This window comes from Algoriphagus resistens (genome assembly GCF_001442615.1).
Classification (GTDB): Bacteria; Bacteroidota; Bacteroidia; order Cytophagales; family Cyclobacteriaceae; genus Algoriphagus; species Algoriphagus resistens.
In genome coordinates, this window is sequence record NZ_LMXN01000003.1 from 381,457 (window position 1) to 407,399 (window position 25,943).

The window sequence follows — 25,943 nt, forward strand, 5'->3', positions numbered from 1 at the left end:
AATCTCTTCTGGATCAGATTAAACCGATTAAAGCAAGTCCAGTCTAATCCATGTAACTAAACAACGGACACATGAAGAAATGGATTTTCGCGACAGGGTTGATGGTAATGATCAGCCTAAGCACAATGGCACAGAAAAGAGACGGAGAAAGACCAAGTGCGGAGGATAGAGCTAAAAGAAACACCGAACGGATTGCTGAGGAACTCAACCTCACAGATGCCCAGAAGGAACAGGTTCTAGCTATCAATTTGGAATATGCCAAAAAGAATGAAGCAGAAATGGCGGAGAGAAAAGCTATGATGGAAGCCCGTAAGGCAGAGATGGAAGCTAAAAGGGTTCAGTTGAGGGAGCAAGACGCCAAAATACAGGCTGTATTGACTGAGGAACAACGAGCGAAGTGGACTGAAATCAAAGCTGAGAAAATGAATGATCGCCGCAGAGGAAGACCAAATGCTCAAATTGAAAATGACCCCAGAAAAGGGAGAAAAGGGGATAATTAATCCCTATTATAATTGTCTCCAACAAAGAAGCCATCCCGAAATCAATCGAGATGGCTTTTGTATGAATAAAGAGATAGAGATTTCGCTTAATCTGCAATCTCCTCTTCTACCTGAAAGAAAGATTCGTCTTTCTGGGGAAGGGTAGATTCTCCCATTAGATATTCGTCCACTTTTACTGCAGCCTCTCTACCTTCGGATATTGCCCATACGACCAAGGACTGTCCTCTGCGCATATCACCGGCCAGGAAAACCTTAGAATTTGTGCTTTGGTAATTTTTTGATTTTGGAAGCGTATTCTCCATAGATTCTACTCCGAAAGCTTCCAGCAAGCCATTTTGAGTAGGACCAGTGTAGCCAATGGCCAAGAATGCCAAGTCACATGGAACAGTACGTTCTGTTCCGGCGATTTCTTCAAAAACCATTCGCCCGTCTTTATGAACCCATTCCAGATCGACTAGATTCAACCCAGTGACCTGACCTGCTTCGTTCACGACAAATTCTTTAGTGAGCACAGAGAATACCCGCTCAGCTCCCTCTTCATGAGAACTGGAAGTTCTCAGGGTCATAGGCCATTCCGGCCATGGATTGAGTGTATTTCTTTGCTGAGGAGGTTTGGGTAGTAACTCAAGCTGCATGATAGAAGCCGCTCCGTGTCTATTGGAAGTGCCTATGCAGTCACTTCCTGTATCACCACCGCCGATCACGATCACATGTTTGCCTTTTGCCGATATCGGGTTTTCTTTGATCTCACCCGACACAACCTTGTTTTGTTGACCTAAAAATTCCATTGCAAAATGAACTCCTTTGGCTTGGGCTCCTTTAATGCTCAAACCTCTAGGCTGCCCTGCCCCGGTGGAAAGCACCACGGCATCGAAATTCTTGAGAATATTTTCTGCTTTGATATTGAAGCCAACTTCTGTGTCACAGGAGAAAATCACTCCTTCCTGCTTCATGAATTCTATCCGTCGATCAATCACCCATTTTTCCAGTTTGAAATCGGGGATACCAAATCTAAGGAGTCCTCCAGGTTTGGAGTCTTTTTCGAAAAGCGTCACTTCATGTCCCGCTTGATTGAGCTGGTCTGCTGCTGCAAGTCCTGCCGGACCTGATCCAATCACAGCCACATGCTTTCCTGTTCTTGTTTTAGGAGGGTTTGCTTTGATCAGGCCAAGTTCATAGGCCTTTTCAGCAATGTTTTTTTCGATCAATTCAATCGCAACCGGATCTTTATTGATTCCCAAAACACAGCTGGCCTCGCAAGGAGCAGGACAAATTCTCCCAGTGAATTCAGGGAAATTGTTTGTGCTCCTTAATATTTTAATTGCTTGCTCCCACTCGTTATTGTACACCGCATCATTAAAATCCGGAATTACATTACCAAGAGGGCATCCATTGTGACAAAACGGTACTCCGCAGTCCATGCATCGCGCAGCCTGATTATTTAATTTTTCGCCCGAGAAGGGCTCATATATTTCCTTGTAGTCACCTATTCTAGCTTTCGCGTCACGGGTAACCGGGGTTTCTCTTTTGAATTGAATAAATCCTTCTTTCGCTCCCATTTTACGCCAACGATTTTGATTGTTCTAATGCTCTTTTCTCTAAAACTGCCTTGTAATCTCTAGGAATTACCTTGATGAATTTCTCTTTGGTTTTATCCCAATCTTCAAGGAATTTAGTGCCTAAAGCCGACTTGGTCAGTTTCACATGTCTTTTGAGGAATGTCTTGATTGTAGTGAAATCCTCATCTTCGAGAATATCTATGTCTACCAATTCCGGATTGATTTCCGTGATGTAGTCTTTGAGTATATAAGCGATACCACCGCTCATTCCTGCCGCAAAGTTCCTTCCGATTTCTCCAAGGTTCACCACTAATCCCCCGGTCATGTATTCACATCCATGATCGCCTATTCCTTCTACCACGGTTTGTACCCCTGAGTTTCTTACACAGAATCGCTCTCCGCCTTTTCCATTTATATATGCTTCTCCGGAAGTGGCGCCATAGAACGCTACGTTACCGATGATGATATTTTCTTCCGGAGCGAATTTGGCATTTCTGCTTGGATAGATAATGAGTTTGCCGCCGGAAAGACCTTTTCCGAAATAATCATTGGCTTCCCCCTCTAGTTCGAAGTTGACACCCTTGGTAAGGAATCCGCCGAAAGTCTGGCCTGCAGAACCGGTAAATTTGAAGTTGATCGTATCCTCTGGCAATCCTGGACTTCCGTATATTTTAGAAATCTCATTGGAAAGCATTGCACCCACTGATCTGTCTATATTCTTAATCTGGAAGTTGCCCGATGAAGCCATGGCTTGTTCAAGGGAAGGAAGCGCAGCTTTGATCAACTGGCGATCCAAAACTCTTTTTAGTTCAAATTCCTGATCGATTTGCTTGTGGATTCCCACGTGGTCCGGAACTTCGACTTTGTGGAAAATAGGGCTCAGATCTACTTTATCCCACTTCCAGTGATTCAAGTGGCCAGTAGATTGAAGGACGTTACTCTGTCCTACCATTTCATCTATAGTACGGAATCCTAATGACGCCATGATTTCTCTTAGATCCTGAACAAGGAATTGGAAGTAATTTACCACGTGATCCGGATCTCCGGTAAATAGTTTTCTCAAATCCGGATTTTGGGTTGCGATACCTACAGGGCAGGTATTTAAATGACATTTTCTCATCATAATGCAACCCTCTACCACAAGTGCAGCAGTAGAAATACCCCATTCTTCAGCTCCCAAAAGTGTCGCTATTGCAAGATCACGACCGGTTCTAAGCTGGCCATCGGTCTGAAGTACGACGCGGCTTCGCAAATTATTTTTTACCAGGGTCTGGTGAGCTTCTGAAAGGCCAAGCTCCCAAGGCAACCCTGCATGGCGTATGGAGCTCAACGGAGAAGCTCCGGTTCCGCCATCCGCACCAGAAATAAGGATCACGTCAGCCATAGCTTTTGCCACACCAGCTGCCACAGTACCTACACCGGCTTGAGAAACAAGCTTAACGTTAATTCTGGCTTTTCTATTTGCGTTTTTTAAATCGAAGATCAGCTGGGCCAAATCCTCAATGGAATAAATATCGTGGTGAGGAGGTGGGGAGATCAATCCCACTCCAGGGGTAGAATGTCTTACTCTACCGATCCAATCATCTACTTTATGCCCCGGAAGCTGACCGCCTTCTCCTGGCTTGGCACCCTGTGCCATCTTGATTTGTAGTTCGGCTGCATTGGTGAGATAATTACTTGTCACTCCAAATCTACCTGAGGCTACCTGCTTGATGGCTGAGCGCTCCCAGTCTCCATTTTCTTTTTTGGCAAAGCGGATCTCATCTTCCCCTCCTTCTCCAGAGTTGCTTTTGGCTCCGATTCGGTTCATGGCTATCGCCAAAGTAGAATGCGCTTCGTGGGAAATAGAACCGAAAGACATGGCTCCGGTGGCAAATCTCCGCATAATAGAAGATGCCGGTTCTACCTCGTCGATCGGGACAGTGATTCGCTTTTTGAATTCGAATAAGCCTCTCAATGTCAATGCATCTTTGCTTTGCTCATTTATTTTGGCTGCAAATTTCTTATACAGACCAAAGTCATTTAAGCGCGTTGATTTTTGTAATAAGTGGATTGTTTCAGGATTGAACAAGTGTTTTTCACCTCTTCGCTTCCACTGATACACGCCACCCTGTTCTAGAATTGGAGATTCAGTTTCATAAGCGGCTCTGTGACGGATTAATACCTCCTCTGCCAATTCGTCAAAGGAAATCCCGGATATTCTGGATATGGTTCCTTTAAAACATCTGTCGATGACATCAGGCCCAAGACCTATGGCTTCGAAAATCTGGGCGCTTTGATAGGATTGAAGTGTACTGATACCCATTTTGGAAAGAACTTTCAATAGTCCTTTTCCTATCGCGGCTTGATAATTCGAAAATAGTTTCTTCTGGCTTTTCACATTTGGGAGCTCACCTTTCTCAAACATAGCCAAAAGTGATTCTAGGGCCATATACGGGTTGATGGCAGAGGCTCCGTAGCCAATAGCGGTAGCAAAATGATGCGTTTCACGGATATCTCCGGATTCTAAAACTAAGCCAGCGCTGGTTCTGATCTTCTTCTTGACCAGGTGATGATGCACGGCACCTATCGCCAATAGAGACGGGATCGGTGCATATTCTACAGTGCTGTTACGGTCAGAGATGATAATGATGTTTTTCCCTTCACTGATCGCCTTTTCTGCTTCATTGCAAATCTTGTCGAGAGCTTCCAAAAGTCTTCCCGGCTTATGATCGGCAAGGAAATGACTCGAAAGAGTAGCACATCTATAGCCCTGTCCTTCCATCTTTTGAATCTTTTCCAAATCCTCATTCAAAAGAACAGGTTGGGAAATGTGGATTTGACGTGTATGTTTTGGGCTTTCTTCCAAGATGTTTTGTCCGACGCCCAGCCGGGTGAACAGCGACATGACCAACCGCTCCCGGATAGGATCAATCGGAGGATTACTCACCTGAGCAAACAGCTGCTTGAAATAATTGGAGATATGCTGGCTTTCTTTGGAAAGAACAGCAAGGGGCGTATCCGCTCCCATAGAACCGATTGCCTCATAAGCAATATCTCCCATGGGGCTTAATACTACTTTGAGCTCCTCAGAAGTATATCCAAATATAGTTTGATGCTTCTTAATATTCTCGGTAGAATAAGGATGGGTCAATGTGACAGGCGCATCTTCCAGGCGAAGTTTGATTCGTTGATCAGCTACCCATTTCTCATAGGGTTGCTTGCTACATACTTCTCCTTTTACTTCCTCGTCAAATACTACCCGGCCTTTTTCCAAATCCGCCCAAATCATTCTCCCTGGGCTAATTCTTCCTTTTTCTATAATGGTAGCCTCACGGATAGGTAAGGCTCCGGCTTCTGAGGAAAGGATAAGTCGGTTATCTTTTGTGATGAAATATCTTAATGGACGTAAACCATTTCTGTCCAGTGTAGCACCTACGGATTTTCCATCTGTAAACAACAAAGCTGCAGGACCGTCCCAAGGCTCCACAAGTGATGCGTGGAATTTATAGAAAGATTTTCTGTCCCTGTCCATTACCTCGTTATCCTGCCAGGCTTCTGGTACGAGCATCATCATGGCATGAGGAAGAGATCTTCCGCTCAGGGTCAGAAGCTCCACCATTGCATCGAGATTAGCCGAATCAGATTTTTGTTTATCGGTAATAGGCATCAACCTGGAAAGCTCCTCATCAGTGAAATACTTGGATTTCATGAGGTTTTCCTTTGATTTCATCTTGTTCAGATTTCCTTTGATCGTATTGATCTCACCGTTGTGGGAAAGAAAACGGAAGGGCTGGGCCAGTCTCCAGTTTGGAAAGGTATTGGTCGAGAATCTGGAGTGCACGATCGCAAAAGCGGATTCGATTTTGGAGTTCTGAAGGTCTTTGTAAAAGGCCAAAACCTGGTCAGTACGTAGCTGTCCTTTATATATAAGTGTCTGGCTACTCAAACTGGCAAAATAGAAGGACTGATTTACACCTGGGATTTTGGTATTGATCTCTGAGGTAGCGTAGTTTCTAAGCACATACAGCTTACGCTCCAGCTCAATTCCGGTAAGCCCCTTTTTATGCTTGACAAAAAGCTGTTCAATATTAGGCATCACTTCCAGTGCACCGGACCCTGGCACTGTTTCGTCCACAGGCACAGATCTATAGCCTATCAGTTCAAAACCCAGCTCTTCAATCAGCTGATTGAGGAGCTCTTTTGACCGGTGGAATAATTGCTTATTCTTTGGAAAAAAGGTCATACCCACACCATAAGATCCAGCTTCAGGAAGCGAGATCTCTGTACGCGCAGTAATATCCCTTAGGAACTGATGAGGCACCTGAATCAATATGCCAGCTCCATCGCCAGTCTTAGGATCAGATCCACGACCGCCACGGTGCTCCATATTGCTTAGCATATATAAGGCATCGCTAATCGTCTCATGTGAGGGTACTGCGCTCAGATCAACAACCGCACCTATACCGCAGGAGTCATGCTCAAACTCCGATCGATACAAACCTTCTTGCATTTTTATAGAATTTATTAGGTTCAAAATTTCCAAAAATTACAGAAAAAAATTGTCCTATTAAAATTTCGGCAACAAAACGGCTGCTTTAGTGCCTTATTATTTATGGATTTTGACTTTTTTGACTTTTTGGCAATTAACTTTTTGGTATATAAAACAGAACTGGTCGATAAAATTTACAGCATAATTAGAAGAAATAGGGTGGTTTTTTACCCAAAACCAGTAAAAAATATGTGAAAATCCTATTTTTTGGGTTCGAAAATATACTGTCAAAAAAAATAAAATTATTTTTCGTGAATTTCGAAGCAAACTCTTCGAATCGCCGACCCGTTATAAAAGAAAAGAATAATATTCTGAATAATTGGAAAAACTAAGAATATTGTAATTGGCTGTTGCTCAATCGGTATGAGGGCCTAGCGCGTCCTTGTCCAGAGAATTGATATGAACCTTTACTTTTTTGATTTTTCGGGCATCTACGGCCAGTATGGTGAAGACGAAATCTCCAAATTTGATCTTGGAGCCATTCTTCGGCAATTTAGAATTAAGCTCTAATAGCAATCCACCGAGAGATTCGCTTTCACCCTTCACATCTTCAAATAACTGGGAATCCAGGTCAAGTTTTTTGCAGAAATCATTCAGAGAGACTTTGCCTTCAAATATAAAAGTTGCCGGGTCAATCTCTTGGAAGAAAATGTCATCATGGTCGTCAAATTCATCGTTGATCTCACCTATTATTTCCTCGATCAGATCTTCAAGAGTGACTAGTCCTGATGTTCCTCCATATTCATCCACGACGATTGCCATATGGACTCTTTTTAATTGAAAATCCTTCAGAAGTGTATCTACTTTCTTGTTTTCCGGTACGAAAAAACTTTTGCGGATAAGTTCATTCCAGGCGAAATCTTCATCCCGTTCTATAAACGGAAGTAAATCTTTGATGTAAAGTATGCCTTGAATGTTGTCAATGGTCTCTTCATACACAGGGATTCTGGAATAGCCACTCTTGTTGATTTTGTCCATTAACTCATGGAAATCCATATCCGTATCAACGGCCGTAATATCCATACGGCTTTGCATGACTTGCTTCACCGTAAGTGTACCGAAGTTTACTATCCCACGTAGGATCTCCCGTTCTTCATTTGGGGCATCTTCGGTAGTCAATTCCAGCACCTGATTTAGCTCGTTTACCGAAAGGGAATAGCCTTTCTTTTCGATCCGCTTTTCCAGCAGGTTGCTAAAAGCCATCAAAAACATGGAAAAAGGCCTTAGAATAGTGGAAAAGAAAGTGATGCTTGGCGCCATGATAAGACTGAATTCCACCTTGGCTTTATTGGCATAGACCTTTGGGACAATCTCTCCAAAAAACACAATTGCGAAAGTCACTCCTATTGTTTGGACTAAGATTATTAGTATCCCAGTGGCATTTTTTCCAAAAATGGACCATGCCACAAAGGTTGTTAGCGTCACAATCCCGATATTAATGAGGTTATTGAGAATCAGGATAGTGCTCAGGAGATTTTTAGGGGCCTCTACCAGACGGATTACTTTTTTTCCGCGAGAGCTGTTTTCTTCTTCGATATTGCCCAGGTCTTCATTGGAAAGGGAAAAAAATGCTACCTCTGAACCAGAAACTAGGGCAGAGCCTATTAATAGAAGTATAAAAAGCAATCCATTTATAATCAGATAACTTACCGAAGGTGAGCTAATCTGGGCGAGTAAATGGTAACTCGGGTAGGGATCGTCCATGTATTAAACCGCAATGGTTAATGCAAAATTAAAACATTCCCCCGAAAATAGGTTCCAGGGGAATGGAATATTAAAACGGCAGATCGTCATCTTCTGTATCTGAAACCATTTCTTGCGCTTTAGGCGCTGAAGTATGCGCCGCCGATGCAGGTCTTTGTTGGGAGGATTGTTGGGGAGCTCCAGAGCTTCCCGCTCCGTCGGGCCTGCTGCCAAGCATAGTGAAGCTTAGCACTCTGATTTTGGTTCGGTAGCGATTTTGCCCTTGTTCGTCCTGCCATTTATCAGTTTTTATTTTTCCCTCAACGTAGATCTGGCTCCCTTTTTTGAGGTATTGTTCAGCTATTTTTGCCTGTGCTCCCCACATTTCCAAATCATGCCATTCTGTTTGTTCTACCCTTTCTCCGTTTCGATTTTTGTATGCTTCTGTAGTTGCCAGGCTTACATTTGCCACTGCGTTGTCGCCTTCCAAATACTTTACTTCCGGGTCTGCACCGAGATTTCCTACTAGGATTACTTTATTTACTCCTGCCATAATTAGTTTAATTTTTAGATTGAAAAAATCTAATTCTTGAAGTTAGTCAAATCCCTTGATCGTTCAAAAAGTTCACGATTAACTTTGGCTTGGCCAGGGATTCAATTTTATCTTCTGCCACTAGCATAAATCCTTCATTTTCGCACCAATTTTCAAGCTCCTCAAAATTTTCTTCTTTTATTTTCATTTCTGAGAAAACGGCATTTAATCGTTGATGTGACAAAACGTGTCTGTAATTTTTTGGCAAAAGCAGAGGTTCTTCTTTTAAGGCAGAGGGAATATCCATAGTCAGAGAGGGCAGTTCTTCACTTGATTCCACCTGAGGGAAGTCATGTAGTCCTTCCCAGATATCACCTGAAGTCCGTTTTTTCCATACCCAGCTATTTCCACACTTGATGACATAGTAATGGAAATGCCGTTCCTTAATTTTCACTTTATTGATCTTTACGGGTAGATCCGACACCATATTATGTAGTCTGGCAAAACAGGAGGTCTTGAAGGGACATGATTCGCAGTCTGGATTCCTGGGAGTACACAGCCGGGCGCCAAAATCCATCATTGCCTGATTGAATTCTCCGGGATGATCTTTTGGAATAAGCTGATTGGCCAGTGCTTCAAATTCCTTTTTTGCTCTGGAACTTGCGATATCGGTCTCAATGCCGAAATAGCGCGCGAGTACCCGAAATACATTGCCATCCACAACCGCTTTTACTTCGCCGTAGGCAAAACTTGCAATTGCTGAGGCAGTATAGCTGCCGACTCCTTTTAATTTTAGGAGTTTGTCGTACGTATCTGGGAATTCTCCCGACATTTCAAACCAGATACTCTTGGCGCAAGCATGGAGATTTCTCGCTCTGCTATAATACCCAAGACCCTGCCATAGTCTTAGAACTTCCTCTTCCGAAGCCAAAGCGAGATCTTTAACTGTGGGATATGCGGTTACAAAAGCATAATAATAAGGTAATCCCTGAGCAACGCGGGTCTGCTGAAGAATGATTTCTGAGAGCCAAATTTTGTATGGATCATCTGTTCCTCTCCATGGTAAATCTCTTGGATTTTCTCTATACCAAGTTAGTATTTGATGTGAAAAAGCCTGATATTCAGTAGTTTTATGATCCATAGTCAATTACAATCTAATATACAAATCACGCTAATTTTTATGAATATGTTTTTTAATTACAATGGTTGTCTTACATTTGCAGTCCCAAAAACACTTGGTTAATAGGTTGTTAAGCTTATTTCGTAATTTCTAAATTAATATTACAGTGACTAAAGCAGAAGTAATCACTAAGATTTCGGACAAGACAGGTATCCAGAAGGATGATGTAACACAAGCCATTGAGGCGTTCTTCAAAGTAGTGAAGGATTCAATGTCCGAAGGAGACAACATCTACGTGAGAGGATTTGGTAGCTTCATCAATAAGAAGAGAGCTAGAAAAATCGCACGGAACATCTCCAAAAACACAGCGATCGTTATCGACGAGCACTATATACCAGCTTTCAAGCCTTCTAAGGTGTTTGTAGAGAAGATCAAAAACAGTAAGAAAATTAAGGAACTAGCTCCTCAGGATTAATCCTGAAGAGTTTTTGACATGAAAAGATCTCAACTCATACTCATTGCACTAGGGATCATCGCAGTTGGAGGACTGTATGTCCTTCCTAGTGTGGTGGTGGACAATGAAAGTAAGGCAGATGCAGTTTCTCAGGAAAATGAATCAACTGCCACCTCTTCCACTGACCCGGTAGCCATGCATGAGGCTGAGTTAAGTCCTGATCAGAGGCTTCAGATAAATACGCTGAAGCTGCAGATCGCGGAGAATTCTTCCAAAGAAGAGCTGAAATCTTCCGCAGAGGAAATCGCCGGGATCTATCAGGAACTTGGGAAGTACGATAGTGCAGGATATTATCTTAGTCTGGCGGCAGATCAGCAGTCAGACCCGGATCTAGCAGAAAAAGCAGGAAACGCCTACTATGAGGCTTTCAGCTTTGCGCTGGATGCAGAGAAAGTAAACTACACGGCCGAACAGACCCGAAAGTATTTAAGCCAGGCGTTGGATAATGATCCCACCCGGATGGATTTGAAAACCAAGATAGCGATGACTTATGTGTCCTCGTCCAATCCAATGCAAGGAATCACGATGCTAAGAGAGATCTTAGAAGAGGATCCGCAAAATGAGGACGGGTTGTTCAATATGGGCGTGCTATCTATGCAATCAGGCCAGTACAAGCGTGCCATGGAGCGATTCGAAGAATTGATTCAATATCATCCGGACAATCTTCAGGGGCAGTTTTATTTGGGTGTGAGCTATTTCGAAGCCAATCAAAAAAACAAAGCGAAAGCCCAGTTCGAGAAAGTAAAAACGATGACTGATGATGAGATGATCCTCGGAAGTATCGAAAGCTATCTCGACAAGCTATAAATTATTCATATCACTACTAAATCCAAAGACTATGCCTTGCGGAAAGAAAAGAAAAAGACATAAGATCGCTACGCACAAGCGTAAGAAAAGACTAAGAAAAAACAGACATAAGAAGAAGTAATACACTTCTTCTTATTGTCATTTAAGTACACGTTCATTTACATAATAATAAGACGAGATTTTGAGTACGGAATTGTTAATCGATTCTGCTCAAAACGGAAGTCGAATAGCCCTCCTTCAAGACAAAAGTCTGGTTGAGTTGCATTCCGAAGGAATGGACAACTCGTTTAAAGTTGGGGATATTTACCTTGGTACGGTCCGCAAAATCGTCAATGGGCTCAATGCAGCTTTCATTGACGTAGGGTATGAGAAAGACGCCTTTCTTCACTACCAGGACCTCGGGGCAAATTTCAACAGCCTGACGAAGTTCACCAAAATGGTGCGCAACAACAACTACGGCAATTATAATTTGAAGGGTTTTGAGAACGAACCTGAAATCGACAAGATTGGAAAAATCTCCAGCCCACTGTCGAAAAATCAACAGATTTTGGTTCAGGTCGTCAAAGAACCCATTTCTACGAAGGGGCCTCGACTATCCTGTGAGCTCTCTCTACCAGGTCGCTACCTCGTGCTGGTACCTTTTTCGGATTCGGTAAACGTATCCAAGAAGATCCGCAGCAATGAGGAAAGAAGACGTCTTTTGAGACTCATCAATTCTATCAAGCCAGCCAATTTCGGAGTAATTATCCGTACTGTGGCAGAAGGTCAGTCAGTCAGTGACTTAGATAAAGACCTTCGTAATCTTCTCAGCAGTTGGGAAGAGGGCATGGCTAAATTGATGAAAGCCAAGAGTCGCGACAAAATTATCGGAGAGATGAGCATGGCTTCCTCACTTGTGAGAGACCTGCTCAACGAATCATTCGACGCAATCACCGTAGAAGAAGAATCTACTTACGATCAGATCAGATCCTACATCAGGAATATAGCTCCTGAAAAAGAAAAAATTGTCAAGCTTTACAACGGTAAAGCCAAACTATTTGAAAGTTTTGGAATAGAAAAGCAGATCAAAAGCCTGTTTGGACAGACGGTCAGCCTTCCGCAGGGAGGGTATGTGATCATAGAGCACACAGAAGCCCTGCACGTCATTGATGTGAACAGTGGTAATAAGTCCAACCAGGAAAGTGACCAGGAATCAACGGCATTAAAAACCAATCTGGTCGCCGCTAAAGAAATTGGTAGACAGCTCCGCCTCCGGGATATGGGAGGAATCATTGTGGTCGATTTTATAGACATGAAGAAGGCAGAGAATAAGAAGGCCATCTACGAAGCGATGAATAATGAGCTAAAGTCTGACAGATCTAAGCATACTGTTTTGCCTCTGAGCAAATTTGGGCTCATGCAGATCACCAGACAGCGAGTAAGACCCGAGGTCAATATAGTGACTAAAGAGACTTGCCCGGCATGCAACGGCACCGGCAAAATCCAGGCTTCAATTTTGATCGCCGATAAGCTGGAAAAAGACGTGGATCATATTGCTACTATCCAGAATGTGAGTAAAATACAAATTGGGCTGCATCCCTACCTGCACGCATATTTCACTACAGGCATAATCAGCCGAAGAGTGAAGTGGTTTTTCAAGTATAATAAGTGGATAAAACTGATCAAAGATTCTTCCCTACCCGTGACGGAATACAGATTCTTAGATGAATCTGGAGAGGAAATCGAACTACAAGTAAAAAGCGAGACTGAATAGTCTCGCTTTTTTTATGAGATTTTTTTAACCATAAAGGTTTCGCAAAGGGCGCGGGTGTAAATTGGCTTCCATTCGTAATTTACAGAAAGAAAAACTACTTTTCTTGTTCAGTAGTAGCCAAATATTTTCGAAAAATCCAGTTTCGCGAAAGCTACTTCATCTTCGGAGTGAGGATAACCGATGTACAAATAGTAGCCGTCCGGGGTTGAAAAACCACGCGAAAGATGGGGCAAAATCACTTCCCCGATTTTTTCAAAATTCTTATCCAGAACCACTAGTTTAGTGAGCGGCATTTTGCCCTGATCGCGGTTTGTTTCTGTATCACTGGTTATTATGGCTTCTCGAAGGTATACCTGTCCCGTTGGATCATAATCCACCCAACTGTATACGCTACTATTACCATTTGGCAAAAAAATGGTGTTCTCACCTTTCTGCTCAGTTCTTCCAACTAAGAACTGCATTTTATCTGAGACACCTGCATAGACCCATTTTCTGAAATTTTGAGAAATGACCAGTAAAGAATCATCTGCCGGGAAGGAAATCAAGTGTAGATTGTCTGCCTCATTGTACCCATTTTGATAAGCGGCAAAAGTTGGGTCATCCAAAAATTCTACATACTTCATTGGATAGTTAAATTTTACATAGCTGATTGAGCTATCTTTTGTATCAAATTCCAATAGCCAGTTTTCATAATCTAGTAAGGATTCTTTTAGCACAAATGGGACATCGGGAATAATGATTTTCCCATCTATGTTTATAGCTTTTGTTCCCATCAACGTGTTATAATTGATTGCTAATCTTTTTGCAGGACCCTTCGGAAGATCATATCGAGATATAACGCTGCCGTATTGATCTGCTTTAATCAATTCTTGAAAAGAAACAAACCAAGCTGATGAGTCATCAGTGAAATTTACCTGCAAAAAATTGCCTATTCCATCAGGCCCTTCTGCAAAATAAAATTGGTCACGGATAAGCTTTCCCTCAGGATAGCTATATTTCATGAATCTATGTTGGCTTGAAGTCAGGAGAAATTCCTCATCACCACTTTTTACATAGTTAAAATTTGTCCCAAGATTTTTGGTCAGCGTATCTTTTTCCAAATACAGCGTATCCACTATCAAATTCTTTAAATCGAGGACAGGTATTTCTTTTTGAGAATTAGGTGAACAAGAAATTCCAAGTAAACTCAAGGCTAAAAAACTCAGTAGAGCAATCTTTCTCATAAATAGAGGATTTAGAGTGTATTGAAATTTAAACAAATCGGCACATAAAAACTTACCGCTTAATAAACTCAAACTGATCCCATTGCTCTATACTGATCAATTCCGCGTAGTTATCCACGAAACCATAGTGCAAGAGTAACTTCTCTACGCGCAGGGTATGCGTACCTTCTTCCAAATGTGAAATATCTATTCCTGTCTGATATATTTTTTGTTTGGGAACACCTATTCTATGCTTGGACCAGGAAGCTATTTCTATCGGCACCTCATCTATGTAAATCCGGTGAAGGTCAGCAGTCTCCCGAAGTGGCCTCCAAGCCAGGGAATCCAGCACTTTCTTAAAATCAGAATTGAGCTCCTCGATGATTTTCCCATCCCCCTCATAGCGGGCTATGCCAAGCCTGAGATAATCGTCATTAATCTCCTCTGAAGGTATAAATGCCCGGGGATATCTAAAACCGATCTCGTGATCAGTTGCAAAATGAAGGTATTTTGCCGGCCACTCGATCTCCTTCTCAGCAATGGCCCTATCATTTCTGAACATAGAAAAATCCTGCGTGTCCGAAATAATAAGAGGAACAGCGAAAGCGAAAATCAAAACCGCATAGACTACAGCTGTCCATTTACCTAGATTACTTTGGTAAATGGCTGAGATGGAACTGAGCATGCTTTGCACGTACCATACCTTGAACCTGGTCTTTTTTTTGCTCAGCATCAGCACCGAAAAGATGACCAGGCTAATCATTATAATCACATAAATGATGAAAAAGTTAAGGTTAAACCAAAGATAAAACCCGATCAGTAACCCCAGATATATGGTGATAATAAGAAATAGCAGAATCAAGGAAACCGGATAGGCAAAGGTAGTACTACAGGTTTTTTCCAGTTTCAGCACCATATCAGCGGGCTTTTGGTAGCTGTAGTCTTGTGACATTTTGAATAAGTTCCGGTTGATCACACCTTTCGGATATGCGTAGCTAAGTCCTAAAAGACCCGCCCAGACGAACCTCAGACACAGATGAACAACAAAGAAGATTTTAAAGACTGAGACAATGGTGGTGAGGTAAAACAATATCATCAGGCTGCCCAAATATCCTATGCCTACTTCCTGGATCAGATATACAGAGAACTCATAGATCTTTGCCGGAAAGACAAACAGAAAAGCAAGTGTGATGCCGGAGATGATAACTTCCGGCTCCCAGCTATTCCGCTGAAGATTTTCCAGCCAGGTGAGCTCTTCCTGCTTTCTGTCGTAATCTATTTCTTTTTTCATTACCTAAAAAATACACTGGATTTTCCGAAAATCTAAATTACTGATCCAGCCAGGATTTGAAATTCGATACTTTTTCCCGGCTTATCAAAATATCCTGATCGGAGCAGTTTTTTAATTTCACTTTTAGACGGCTGTTGGAGTAAGCAAAAATCCCGTCGATAGATTTCAAACCGCACAGGTATTTTCTGTTAAGCCGGAAGAAATCAGCAGGATTTATCTGAGCTTCTGTTTGCTCTAATGTATTCTCGATAACATATTTTTTGCCCTCGATTGTCTGTAGAAATGTCACTCTCTCTTCGCTATAAAAATAGGAAATCTGATCTACCGGGACGCTCTGGATTTTGTCCCCGAACTTCACCAAAAATCTGGATTTGAAGGTCAGTTTATTCGGAGAAAGCAGGCTTTTTAGCAAATCTATTTCAAGTGATGACGGAATGCTGTTGAGTTTGAACTTATCCACAGCTCTAGCCAATTCCTTCGCATCAATTGGTTTCAATAAATAGTCTATCGCATTTACCTGAAAAGCCTTAATGGCATATTGGTCATATGCAGTAGTGAAAATAATAGGTGTGGATAAATGTACTTTTTCAAAAACCTCAAAGCTGATACCATCTGCCAATTGAATGTCGCAGAATATTAAATCCGGCTGTGAATTAGTTGAAAACCACTGAATACATTTTGTGATGCTATCCAAATTTCCAAATATTTGAGCATCAGGATAATGCAACTTTATTTGCTTTACAAGCAGGTTAAAGGCAGGTTTTTCATCTTCTATGATTAAAATTCTCATGTGGATAATTCTAAAATTGGAAGCTTTACCAAGAATTCATCTTTTGTTTGTATGACCTCCATTTCCCGGTTAGAAATCAGTTGATATCTCATTTTTATATTTTGTAAACCTACACCTGTTGAGGACTCAGTCTGACTCGATTTTGGCTGGAAGGTATTGCTGATCCATAAATTTTCCTGCTTTCTAAAGATGTGGATAAATAATGGGTTTTCTTCGCTTATAATATTATGTTTTATGGCGTTTTCCAAGAGCAGTTGAAGTGATAAGGGTGGGATCATTCCAGTTTGCTCTTTGATGTCAACTGAAAATTGGAGGCTATCCTCAAATCTGATTTTCTGAAGCTCCAGGTAATTTGTAGCAAAATCAACTTCTCTTTCCAGCTCGATCAGTTCTTCTTTTTGGGCATCAAGGACGTAGCGGTAAATGCGGGAAAGCTTCTGGATAAAAGCGGCTGATTTATCCGCATTTTCATATACCAGATTGGAAAGAACATTTAGGGAATTGAAGAGGAAATGGGGATTGAGCTGGTCTTTTAAAGACTGGTATTGGCTGGCCAGTTTTTCATTACGCAAGATCTCAGCTTCCAGTGCAGATTTTCTCCATTCGCCTAGCCATGACCAAGTAGTGAATATCGCCATAAAGACCAGCGCTACGGTCATGGGCATTTTGGTGTACAATGCGATATTCTTCCATGGAATATTGTCAGCGGTGAATTGGCCGTCTATCCAGGCGTATAAGGATATCACTAAAAAGGAAGCTAAAAACGCATATGCCATATATAGGCTCACCGTAACCAGCAATCGCTTAAAAGGATGATCAACCCAAGAGATTCTCTGATCTATAAGGTCTTCCACCCGGCTTCCTCCAAAACTCAAAACCATCGAAATGAAAAATGAAAACAAGTATTCGGGAAATAGCCCTTTTAAACCCTCTAAACTCAGAAAGCAGGATGGACAGAAATAAATCATCAGAATACTCGCAATTGCTAAGTTGATCAGCAAAAAACTTGACAATCCATACCATATTCCATTATTGGATTTATTGCAGTTTTTCTTTGAGGTAGCTGTCATGAACGGAATTTAGTTAAAAATAGAATTCCATTCTCCTCCGATAAGAAAGAATGGAATTACATGCCTAAGGATTTATCAATCACATTTTGCAGCCACTTCTTGGGCTTGTGACTTTCCCCAGGTAGGGAGAATGTAGTCTTCCGTAGTTTTTGCCGCTTCTTTTTTGAAAAGATCCAGCCCCATTCTAGCCATCCCACAGGCTTTTTCCGGTCCGGAGCCGAAGAATTGAGCCATACCTAATTCCATTTGAGCCATCAATGTAACAGCACGGGGATTTTCACGATCCAGATTGATTGCCTTATCAAACAGTTGCATGGCTTTTGGACTGAGTTCCTGACCACGGGAAGCAGGATCTACGCTCAGTTTCCCCATGATGGCAAATCCATGAAGAGCCGTGACTTCTGAATTATCTGGAGCCATTTGACTCGCTTTGCTGATCAGTTCCAGGGCTTGGTCGAAGTACTGATCCTTATTCACATCAAACCGAAATGAGGAAATAATCTGATTGTATGCGGCGTAGTACAGGGGTAGCCATTCATCGCTTTTAGCATCCGAAATACGTAGAAAACCATTGGTTACCTGCTGAGAAGTTTCTAAATCTGTAATGGAATTCATTGCTTTAATCTGCTTTTGCATGGCAGCTTCGTAAGCCGGATCATTTGCAGAGGTAACGGTGATCCACATAAACATCACTGCGAGCGTAAGGAGAGATTTTTTCATGATTATAGTTTTTAAAGGTTGTTTAGATTATTTGCTGTTTTGTCTTTTGATAGCGTCAGGAAGATTCCCAAAAAAAGAAATCGTGGTGCTACCTGCCCCTGCGGGATGGATTCATAAGTCCCTTGGGAATTTGCTTCCCGGCTGAAGGTGTATCCGAACACATTCTCTCTTCCCAGCACATTTGAACATGCCAGATGGATGATGAGATGAGGTTTTGGCAAATAGCTCCAGGATAAGCTTAGATTCTGAAAGCTTTTGGTTTTAGCATTCATCTCTGAGGCATCCACATTAGGATCAGTGTAGGTATAACCGTCGTTATAGGTCATGGAAAATCCTAATTGGGATTTTAGGGGAGCGATGAATCGCTTGATTACCACGCTGAGATTGTGCTTAGGAGCAAATCCGGGGTGGACTTGGGTTTTGTATTGGTTAAATCTTCTCTTACTGTCCACAAAGCTGTAAGTGACCCAGTAGTCAGTATCCTTAAAAGTTCTGCGATCCCGAAAGAAAAAATCAAAACCTCTGGCATAGCCCGAGCCACCATTGCTGAGCACTTCCGGGCTTTCTTCTGTCCCTTTGAATGTTACAAGATTGTCATAGGATTTATAAAATGACTCGGCACGGAATGTATAGCCTTCTTTTGAAAGCAAGTAATTTAAAATCAGATGTTCGGATTCTGAGTTTTGTAAATCCGTGTTTAAAACCCGGTAATTTTCTATGGGTAGCTGATGGAATCTTCCTGCTGCCAGGGAGAGCTGTCCGTTCTTACCTACTTGATGGGCAAAAGAAATCCGGGGATCAAGCCAGCTTTCACCCGAAACAGAACTGGTACCTGCTCTTAAGCCTGTGCGGAGAACCAGGTCTTTGTTGAAATAATAATCCCATTCAGTAAAGAGATAGGTTTCATGATCTTCGAAAGCTCTCCTCAATTTTTCCTTAACCGATTTTTCTGAAAAGGGGTGGATAAAATGTTCCATTCCGAATTTGCCAGAAAGCCGGTCTGAGAAGTCCTTGATAACAGTAGCTTTCAGGTGGGTAAGTTCATTGCTTCTTTCCACGTTTAAGCTGTCATAAGAGATGTTATCGAGGTTGTTGGAATAAGAAATTCCCGTGAAAATCGTCCAGTCATTTTTCAGCGCACTACTCCAATTGGCCTGGAGGTACGAATAGTTGTTTTTGAGATCTATCAGGATTTTATTTTCTGAGCCTGGCAGGGGTTGCCACAGGCTCATACCTCCGGATTCTGTTCTTGCCATTACTTTCAACAATCCGTTTTTGCTGGTCTTCTTTTGCGCAGCCATCTCCACATCCCATCCTTTGGGAGCTTTCACAAAATCTATGTCCTGTTTGATCAAACCCTGATAGGGACCTAGGTTGAAATAGTTGATGCTGCCGGTGATGCTATGCTCTTCATTTGCCAAGGTGTGAGAATAGCCTCCTCCGACCGACATCAGGCTCAGATCTCCCTGGCTTCGGATGGAAAGATCCTTCGTATTCAGGGCCAAAGCTGAGGAAAGTGCCTGACCATATTCTGCGGAATACCCCCCGGTGCTAAAAAATGTGCCCTTAAATAAGTTTGGATTGAAACGCGTTCGAGTCGGGACATTGCCTGTCGTGGTACCATAGGCATTTCCCACTTTCATCCCGTCTATATAGATGCCGACTTCACTGGCATCTCCGCCACGCACAAATAGCCGTCCGTCATTTCCCACCGTGCTGGTACCGGGAAGTGTCTGAAAAGCACCCATAATGTCACCCATCGCGCTTGGTGTAGTGACGATGTCGAGCGGTTTGAGAATGACGGATTTGCTTTGGTCAGAAGCCTGCATGGCTCCTGCGGAAATGGTCACGGAATTCATTTCAGTGATTATTTCTATCAAATGGACATCAGGAACGCTAACAATTTCCTGATCACAGATGATCTCTATTTCCTGTGTTTTAAAGCCAAGAAATTGAAATACCAAGGTTTGATTTCCTTGAATAGCAGTTTTTAATTCAAAGGAACCATCTACTGAGCTGCTACTTCCATCGAAGCTCCCTTTGATAAAAACATTCACACCTGGCAAAGCTTGGCTTTTTTCGTCCATTACTTTACCGGAAATGGTGCATTGTCCTAAAGCTAGGCTCATGTGGAGGATGAAAAATATTGTTGAAAAGATAAAAGGCTTCATTTCGGCTCTGATTTGAACCAAATATGAACCGGCATGGTAGGTTAAAAAAGTCAATCTGACTGAAGTGCGGAATTGAGGGACTGAAGTGTGAAAATCCCGGTTTGATCAATTCTGCCGGATGAAAATCAAACAGTAATCTCTATCCAGTTTCCTTCCGGGTCCTCGATCACGGATTCAAAATACCCGTCTCCGGTAGTCCGGGGATTTCCTATGACAGTTATTCCCTGAGTTTGAAGTTGCTCAGTCATCCGTATTACTTTTTCTTTTGATCCTACCGAAACCGCAACATGTGCCAGACCGGTAGCCATGCCTCTAGGCTTGGGGGATTTCAAACTATCAGATCTTTTCATCAATTCTATCCGGGCTCCGGATGAAAAGCTGAGAAAATATGAGCTAAACCCTTTGTCGCGGTTTTCATATTTTTCCCCGGATGTCATGTGGAAAGACTGGCGATACCAATCCTTCATTTTCTCCAGATCATCTACCCAGATTGCGAGATGCTCAATTTTCATAGTTATGTCTGTTTACCATTCCCGTCCAATCGGTATGACTTTCCAGTTTTTGTCGAAATAGGGTGTTTGCCCATAAAACCAGTTATAGATTTGTCTCGGTGATTTTTCCCACTCAGGATTAGCCGCTTTCTTCTGCTCAAACCGCTTTTTCAGATCAGCATCTTCCGCCAGCATTTTCGCGATCAAAGGCTCCATGATGTACGTTTCCATGTATTCGGTTTGCGAAAGGATGGAGTGAAAATACCCCCATTGGAAAAAACTGTCCACGGATTCCGGCTCCATCAAAATAACCAATAGTTCTCCCAAAGGTTGGTCTGTTCCCACACGAACAGAACCTGGATTGAGCATCACTTTTCTATATTCTTTTTCTAATTCGAAGGATTGAAACCGGAATCTTCCTTCATAAGGCTGATTGCTGAGTTTGTATTCAGAAACTGTGGATAACTCCATGTTTACTTCCTTTGCTTCTTTCAGGATTTCCATCTCAAGGCCATGTGTTCTAAGTTTTCCGATGATCTCAGACCATTCTGCTGGGATCCAATAAGCTTTGGGAACAGGTACTAAAGCAGAAGGTTTGTCCATCAACAGGTTTGGGATCTGCTGGGTGATTGCTTTTCCTTCCCAAGCCACATATTCGTTTCCTGTGTTTTTAGATTTCACTTTTTTCGAGGAGATACCTAGAAATTCCATAGAATCTGCAGGTGTATCGCGAAATTGATATTTCACCACCACAGCTTCTTTTACCTGTTTTTTGTCAGCTTCTACAGCAGATTGCAACTCAGAGAAGTGAGTTCCTACGGATTTGATTGCTTGCTCTAGAAATACATAGGTTCCAAGTACGCGCTGTTCAAATGGCTTTAAAGAGTGGTTTTCAATCAAAATGGATGGCAAGTGGCGAATATCTCCATAGGTATGCGAAAAACGTGGACTAAAAGAAAAAGCGATATTTCCTTCTGTAAAATCCTCATTGTTTGCCGCAAAAAGTAACGGTCCGGGAATGTGTCCCTCCTGCTTCAATGCCTGATTCACTTCTGGTTGGAAATAGCTGCTCAACCAATTTGAAATCTCAGGTGAATACCCACCGGTAGCTACGAAACCATACGTGATGTCGTATTGATAATCGGCACCATCCGTGACGTGAATATCAATATAGAGATCCGGATCATAACTGTTGATAACTTTTGCTACCGCATTGATTCCTGCAGTTTCCAATTTCGTGTAATCCCGATTGAGATTTAAGTTTTGTGCATTGGTTCTCCAGCCCATCACTTTTGGTCCCCGCTGGTTGACCCTTCCGTATTCGCTACTGCGCTCATGTCCGTCCACGTTGAGAATCGGGATAAAAAGTAGGTTGGCATAATCTAATAGGTCTATTTTCTCTCCCTGACTAATATCGCGAAGCAGCATCATTCCCGCATCCTTCCCGTCGATTTCTCCAGCATGGATTCCGGCCTGGAATAAAATCAGTGGCTTTTCGGACGTGGATAACTCTTCAGCAGTGAATTCTTGATCTTTGGAGGCGATCACTAGTTGGATGGGCCTGCCTTGCTCACTTTTGCCTATTGGGGTGATTTCCAGATAAGCTGAATTTTTCGCTAATTTTTCTACCCAAGCCACAGTTTCCTCATAGTTGGGCGACTCCGTCCCATCAGAAAGTTCGAAGGGAGTGATCCATTTATTGGACTTATCCACCAGCAATTTCTTGCTTTTTCCATCCCAGGGAAGGAGGGGTGGCATGATATCCTGAGCTAATCCTGCAAGGGCAGAACACAGAAAAATGACAGTGGGAAGAAGTAGCTGTAGAAATTTTTTCATGTGGGAAGGGTTTGTCCAAATATTGAAAGTACTTCGGAACCGGGAAGACATTTTTTGTTGAGTAGACATTTATCCATTTAAATGTACGAAACCCTAGTTTGGGGAAATTCTGGACTTTCATTAAATGTTGGTGTAATTTCAGAAATCAGTCATAGGTAGGTTGATTGTTCAATTTAGTTGAAATTATATGACGGCTACAAAAATCAAGTTAGAGGCGATTATTTCATTAAAAAATCTAAAATGTCAATATAAAAACCCGAAAATCCACATAGGCAGACTTTGTCCTGCGGGGTAATCTATATCATCTTTGACGATCCAAGTGTTATTTGCTGTGGCTTGCTTAGTTGATTTTCCTTTTCCTCCAATCTCAAAATTAAATTGATTGTCAATCAGAAAATCTACTGTTTTGGAGAAATTGACTCTATGGCCCACTTTGATGATGCTATTGAAGAAAGTTTCTCTTACTGTACCGATTTCAGGTTTGACTTCACTAAGCGCATAGAGATAATTGGTGTTGTTCAAGAATATTTTTTCAGGTTTTTGTAGCGTAGCTACGCTGATCCCCGCAGGATACTGTAGGTCGATGAGTCTTGCCTTGGCCAGATATAGCATGTAATTGCCCATGGAGTTACGGTGGATTTGCGTTTTCTCAGCCAAGGCCGAAACGTTGGGTTTGAAAGGAACCTGCTGAGCTATGATGTAGAGAAGTTGGAGTATTTTTTTTCCATTTCTGATATCAAAACCACGGATCTCGGCCATGTCATATTCTACTATCGTGCGGATGAGTTGCCGCAGTTTTTTGAAATACATCTCTTCATTTGAGCCGGAGAAAGGATAGTAACCTGTTTTGAGATAGTCAGGAAAATACCGGAGCGGTTTGAATTCTTTTGGGTACAATGTCCTAATATTTAAGATAGGATCAAGGATTTGATCTAGCGTGATTACAGGCAAATCTTGATCGTGGTATAACTTTAGAAATTCGCGATAAGATAAACCGTGTAGTTCATACATCACGGCTCTTCTGCTTAAATCCCCCTCTTCTTTGCTTATATCAACAATCGAGGATCCTGTAAAAACGATCTGCAGGTCGGGATACCTGTCGTAGAGATTTTTAATTTCTTTAGACCATGTGGGGTATTTGTGGACTTCATCTAATGCAACGATTTTTCCTCCGGATTGATAAAATCTCTTGACCGTATCTAGCAGGCTATTGGAGAGGAAAAACAGCTCGTCCAATGAGAAATAGGAAACTTGAGCTCCTTCCCGTTTTTTCTCTTTAAGATATTGAAATACTAAGGTTGTCTTTCCTGTTCCTCTCGCACCTTTAATTCCTATAAGTCTTTCTCCCCAATCTATTTTTTCATACAGGTACCGCTTGAAATTAAATTTCGTATTGTCAAGCAGTAAATTTGAAATATCCAGTAACTCTTCCATTGCACAAGTATTTGTGCAAATATATTAAATAGTGCATAAATAAATATGCATTAATTATAAAATATGCACATTTAAATGTGCGAAAAGGAAAGCGCAGGACCGATGTTGTGCTGCGCTTTCGATTTAAGTTAAAGAGAATTATGCCGGCAATGCTGCCAAGCCATTCGCATCGGGCTTGTTTTTTAAAACTGCCGTATCATTTAAAATCATTGTTTCCCCGTTTTCGGGAGAATATGCAGGCCACGTTGGAAGAGCTCCCGCATTCGGATCGCCTGTTTTCATGAAGGCAAGGAGTGAAGCAGACATTTTCTCTGAAAGTTTTCTTGGCCGATCTCCTCCGCCGGTGTGGGTGTACATTCTGTCGGTATTGTCAAACCAAAAACAGATGTCTATGCAGTGGAATGCTTTCATTCTACCGGAGTATAATTCTGGCTCCCAGCCAAACCAAGCCAAGTAAACCGGCGCTTTTTGTTTGGACTTGGCATTCGCGGTGTTGATTGCCCCTTTTCTATTGGATAAGACCATCGCCCAAATATCTGCCGGGGAGGCATCTGGGAAGTCTTTTCTATAGGCAGCTATAATTCCCTCAGAAGCATCACCGAAGCTTGGAGTTAGTTTTTCTGCCACTCCATCCCAATCAATTTTCTCCAATTCCGGTGCAGTACGGGTGGGATTCCACTCGTGGAATGTAGTGCAGATCAACAGTGGAATATCGGAGGCCAATCCACTTTCTTCAGAAAAAAACTCACCTTTCGGAATAGTAACCCCGTCGGCTGTTGGACTAAAACCGCCTCTGAAACCGGGTAGCGGATGATCCTTTCGCATTTTTTCCAACGCCTTATTAGCTACATCCAGGTATTCACGCCAGGTTAGTTCCTGCAGCTTATCCACTGTATCGGGAGTCAAGCCCGCTTCCTTCATCACATATTCTCCTAAGGTCTGTGAATATTTCTGTTCGGAAGCCTGGAGCATGGATCCACTTAGGGCGACACCTTTGTGCACCAATCCTTTTGCCGCAGGCATGGCCATGGTTGCGGTGACTTTTGCACCGCCGCCTGACTGACCCATGATTGTAACATTCCCTGGATCACCACCGAAGTTTGCAATATTATCCCGAACCCATTCCAGTGAAGCTATAATATCCAACTGGCTTGCATTTCCGGAATGGGCATACTTTGATCCTCCTACACCGGAAAGATCCGTGAAGCCGATAGGGCCTAACCTATGGTTGATGGAAACGAATACCATATCACCTTTTTTGCTGAGATTTTCACCATGGTAACCGTCTTGCTCTATGCCGTTTCCATTGGTAAACCCACCTCCATGAAGCCAAACCAATACTGGTCTCTTTTTACTGTCCAAGGCCGGAGTCCAAACATTCAGCTTCAGACAATCCTCACTTACATCATCGTAATTCCAATGATCCGCAAATGAGTAATCCGGGTTTGCATATCGATTGTCCATGATTTGCGGAGCTGTATTGCCCCACCAGATGGTTGGCTTGATTCCTTCCCATTTTTCAGGTTTCCGCGGAGGCATAAATCTGTTTTTGCCGGAAGTATCGGCTCCATAGGGAATGCCGAGAAAAGTATAAATATCATTGAGAATATAGCCTCTGATTTTACCTGAATCTGTTTCAGCGATAGCAATGTCGTCACCAATTTGGAGAAATTGGCCTTTATTGACTTTTTGGCTAGCAGAACTGGCATGAGAAGAAAAAGGTAAAGAAGCAGCGAGACCTAGTCCGGCAGTTCCGGCTCCGACTTTTTTGAAGAATCCGCGTCTGGTTGTTTTCATGATGTTGGGTTTAATGTTTATAGTTTGATGGTAAACAATATATACTTCAGTATTTGGCAAGAGGTGCTTTTTATCGGTATTTCTCCGCGCAGTATTAGTTAAGCAGATAAATATTGTTTCAAAATGAAAAAATAGAATGAGA

The 25,943-nt window shown here is 42.3% G+C and carries 19 protein-coding genes; 4 read left to right on the forward strand and 15 right to left on the reverse strand.

What is annotated here, in order from left to right:
- Window positions 1-71 precede the first annotated feature (71 nt).
- The gene (locus AS141_RS07945; protein WP_057937104.1) at window positions 72-500 is read left to right on the forward strand and encodes a hypothetical protein; all 429 of its coding nucleotides are present in this window, start codon (window positions 72-74) and stop codon (window positions 498-500) included.
- An 86-nt stretch (window positions 501-586) separates the two neighbouring features.
- On the opposite strand, the gene AS141_RS07950 is transcribed toward AS141_RS07945, so the two are convergent.
- From AS141_RS07950 to mutY, 5 genes are all read right to left on the reverse strand, one after another.
- Window positions 587-2,059, reverse strand: a complete 1,473-nt coding sequence (locus AS141_RS07950) for a glutamate synthase subunit beta (protein ID WP_057937105.1) — start codon at window positions 2,057-2,059, stop codon at window positions 587-589.
- 1 nt (window position 2,060) lies between these two features.
- Window positions 2,061-6,551, reverse strand: coding sequence for a glutamate synthase large subunit (gene gltB, locus AS141_RS07955; protein WP_057937106.1), 4,491 nt, complete (start codon window positions 6,549-6,551; stop codon window positions 2,061-2,063).
- Between the two features lie 393 nt (window positions 6,552-6,944).
- Window positions 6,945-8,294 (reverse strand): gliding motility-associated protein GldE, encoded by a 1,350-nt coding sequence (gene gldE, locus AS141_RS07960; protein WP_057937107.1) that lies wholly within the window; start codon window positions 8,292-8,294, stop codon window positions 6,945-6,947.
- 70 nt (window positions 8,295-8,364) lie between these two features.
- The gene (locus AS141_RS07965; RefSeq protein WP_057937108.1) at window positions 8,365-8,826 is read right to left on the reverse strand and encodes a single-stranded DNA-binding protein; all 462 of its coding nucleotides are present in this window, start codon (window positions 8,824-8,826) and stop codon (window positions 8,365-8,367) included.
- Window positions 8,827-8,872: 46 nt separating this feature from the next.
- Window positions 8,873-9,946, reverse strand: coding sequence for an A/G-specific adenine glycosylase (mutY, locus tag AS141_RS07970; RefSeq protein WP_057937109.1), 1,074 nt, complete (start codon window positions 9,944-9,946; stop codon window positions 8,873-8,875).
- 145 nt (window positions 9,947-10,091) lie between these two features.
- On the opposite strand from mutY, the gene AS141_RS07975 reads away from it, so the two are divergent.
- The 3 genes from AS141_RS07975 to AS141_RS07985 all read left to right on the forward strand — a co-directional run bounded on the left by AS141_RS07975 (window position 10,092) and on the right by AS141_RS07985 (window position 12,999).
- Window positions 10,092-10,400 (forward strand): HU family DNA-binding protein, encoded by a 309-nt coding sequence (locus tag AS141_RS07975; RefSeq protein WP_057937110.1) that lies wholly within the window; start codon window positions 10,092-10,094, stop codon window positions 10,398-10,400.
- 18 nt (window positions 10,401-10,418) lie between these two features.
- Entirely contained in the window at window positions 10,419-11,246 is an 828-nt protein-coding gene (locus tag AS141_RS07980; RefSeq protein WP_057937111.1) for a tetratricopeptide repeat protein, read from the forward strand.
- Between the two features lie 181 nt (window positions 11,247-11,427).
- Window positions 11,428-12,999, forward strand: coding sequence for an Rne/Rng family ribonuclease (locus tag AS141_RS07985; RefSeq protein WP_057937112.1), 1,572 nt, complete (start codon window positions 11,428-11,430; stop codon window positions 12,997-12,999).
- Window positions 13,000-13,106: 107 nt separating this feature from the next.
- On the opposite strand, the gene AS141_RS07990 is transcribed toward AS141_RS07985, so the two are convergent.
- The 10 genes from AS141_RS07990 to AS141_RS08035 form a co-directional block, all read right to left on the reverse strand.
- Complete coding sequence (locus AS141_RS07990; protein ID WP_057937113.1) at window positions 13,107-14,222, reverse strand: DUF4221 family protein; 1,116 nt, start codon at window positions 14,220-14,222, stop codon at window positions 13,107-13,109.
- Between the two features lie 52 nt (window positions 14,223-14,274).
- On the reverse strand, window positions 14,275-15,492 hold the full coding sequence (locus AS141_RS07995; RefSeq protein ID WP_057937114.1) for a hypothetical protein: 1,218 nt from the start codon (window positions 15,490-15,492) through the stop codon (window positions 14,275-14,277).
- A gap of 37 nt (window positions 15,493-15,529) precedes the next feature.
- The gene (locus AS141_RS08000; RefSeq protein WP_057937115.1) at window positions 15,530-16,282 is read right to left on the reverse strand and encodes a LytR/AlgR family response regulator transcription factor; all 753 of its coding nucleotides are present in this window, start codon (window positions 16,280-16,282) and stop codon (window positions 15,530-15,532) included.
- Window positions 16,279-17,352 (reverse strand): sensor histidine kinase, encoded by a 1,074-nt coding sequence (locus tag AS141_RS08005; protein ID WP_057937116.1) that lies wholly within the window; start codon window positions 17,350-17,352, stop codon window positions 16,279-16,281. The genes AS141_RS08000 and AS141_RS08005 overlap by 4 nt, the downstream gene beginning before the upstream one ends.
- A gap of 75 nt (window positions 17,353-17,427) precedes the next feature.
- Window positions 17,428-18,072 carry a tetratricopeptide repeat protein gene (locus tag AS141_RS08010; RefSeq protein WP_057937117.1) on the reverse strand — a complete coding sequence of 215 codons (645 nt, stop codon included), beginning with the start codon at window positions 18,070-18,072 and terminating at the stop codon, window positions 17,428-17,430.
- A gap of 11 nt (window positions 18,073-18,083) precedes the next feature.
- The gene (locus AS141_RS08015; protein WP_232424848.1) at window positions 18,084-20,201 is read right to left on the reverse strand and encodes a TonB-dependent receptor; all 2,118 of its coding nucleotides are present in this window, start codon (window positions 20,199-20,201) and stop codon (window positions 18,084-18,086) included.
- A gap of 167 nt (window positions 20,202-20,368) precedes the next feature.
- Window positions 20,369-20,755, reverse strand: a complete 387-nt coding sequence (locus tag AS141_RS08020) for a VOC family protein (protein ID WP_057937118.1) — start codon at window positions 20,753-20,755, stop codon at window positions 20,369-20,371.
- Window positions 20,756-20,767: 12 nt separating this feature from the next.
- Window positions 20,768-22,570, reverse strand: a complete 1,803-nt coding sequence (locus tag AS141_RS08025) for a M14 family metallopeptidase (RefSeq protein WP_157243412.1) — start codon at window positions 22,568-22,570, stop codon at window positions 20,768-20,770.
- A gap of 243 nt (window positions 22,571-22,813) precedes the next feature.
- Window positions 22,814-24,004 carry an ATP-binding protein gene (locus AS141_RS08030; protein WP_057937120.1) on the reverse strand — a complete coding sequence of 397 codons (1,191 nt, stop codon included), beginning with the start codon at window positions 24,002-24,004 and terminating at the stop codon, window positions 22,814-22,816.
- Between the two features lie 138 nt (window positions 24,005-24,142).
- Window positions 24,143-25,801 (reverse strand): carboxylesterase family protein, encoded by a 1,659-nt coding sequence (locus AS141_RS08035; protein WP_057937121.1) that lies wholly within the window; start codon window positions 25,799-25,801, stop codon window positions 24,143-24,145.
- Window positions 25,802-25,943 lie beyond the last annotated feature (142 nt).

Excerpts from the sequence above, each read along its gene's own strand:
- AS141_RS07945 (WP_057937104.1), top strand. The coding sequence starts at position 72 with ATGAAGAAATGGATTTTCGCGACAGGGTTGATGGTAATGATCAGCCTA.
- AS141_RS07950 (WP_057937105.1), bottom strand. The coding sequence starts at position 2,059 with ATGGGAGCGAAAGAAGGATTTATTCAATTCAAAAGAGAAACCCCGGTT.
- gltB (WP_057937106.1), bottom strand. The coding sequence starts at position 6,551 with ATGCAAGAAGGTTTGTATCGATCGGAGTTTGAGCATGACTCCTGCGGT.
- gldE (WP_057937107.1), bottom strand. The coding sequence starts at position 8,294 with ATGGACGATCCCTACCCGAGTTACCATTTACTCGCCCAGATTAGCTCA.
- AS141_RS07965 (WP_057937108.1), bottom strand. The coding sequence starts at position 8,826 with ATGGCAGGAGTAAATAAAGTAATCCTAGTAGGAAATCTCGGTGCAGAC.
- mutY (WP_057937109.1), bottom strand. The coding sequence starts at position 9,946 with ATGGATCATAAAACTACTGAATATCAGGCTTTTTCACATCAAATACTA.
- AS141_RS07980 (WP_057937111.1), top strand. The coding sequence starts at position 10,419 with ATGAAAAGATCTCAACTCATACTCATTGCACTAGGGATCATCGCAGTT.
- AS141_RS07990 (WP_057937113.1), bottom strand. The coding sequence starts at position 14,222 with ATGAGAAAGATTGCTCTACTGAGTTTTTTAGCCTTGAGTTTACTTGGA.
- AS141_RS07995 (WP_057937114.1), bottom strand. The coding sequence starts at position 15,492 with ATGAAAAAAGAAATAGATTACGACAGAAAGCAGGAAGAGCTCACCTGG.
- AS141_RS08000 (WP_057937115.1), bottom strand. The coding sequence starts at position 16,282 with ATGAGAATTTTAATCATAGAAGATGAAAAACCTGCCTTTAACCTGCTT.
- AS141_RS08005 (WP_057937116.1), bottom strand. The coding sequence starts at position 17,352 with ATGACAGCTACCTCAAAGAAAAACTGCAATAAATCCAATAATGGAATA.
- AS141_RS08010 (WP_057937117.1), bottom strand. The coding sequence starts at position 18,072 with ATGAAAAAATCTCTCCTTACGCTCGCAGTGATGTTTATGTGGATCACC.
- AS141_RS08015 (WP_232424848.1), bottom strand. The coding sequence starts at position 20,201 with ATGAGCCTAGCTTTAGGACAATGCACCATTTCCGGTAAAGTAATGGAC.
- AS141_RS08020 (WP_057937118.1), bottom strand. The coding sequence starts at position 20,755 with ATGAAAATTGAGCATCTCGCAATCTGGGTAGATGATCTGGAGAAAATG.
- AS141_RS08025 (WP_157243412.1), bottom strand. The coding sequence starts at position 22,570 with ATGAAAAAATTTCTACAGCTACTTCTTCCCACTGTCATTTTTCTGTGT.
- AS141_RS08030 (WP_057937120.1), bottom strand. The coding sequence starts at position 24,004 with ATGGAAGAGTTACTGGATATTTCAAATTTACTGCTTGACAATACGAAA.
- AS141_RS08035 (WP_057937121.1), bottom strand. The coding sequence starts at position 25,801 with ATGAAAACAACCAGACGCGGATTCTTCAAAAAAGTCGGAGCCGGAACT.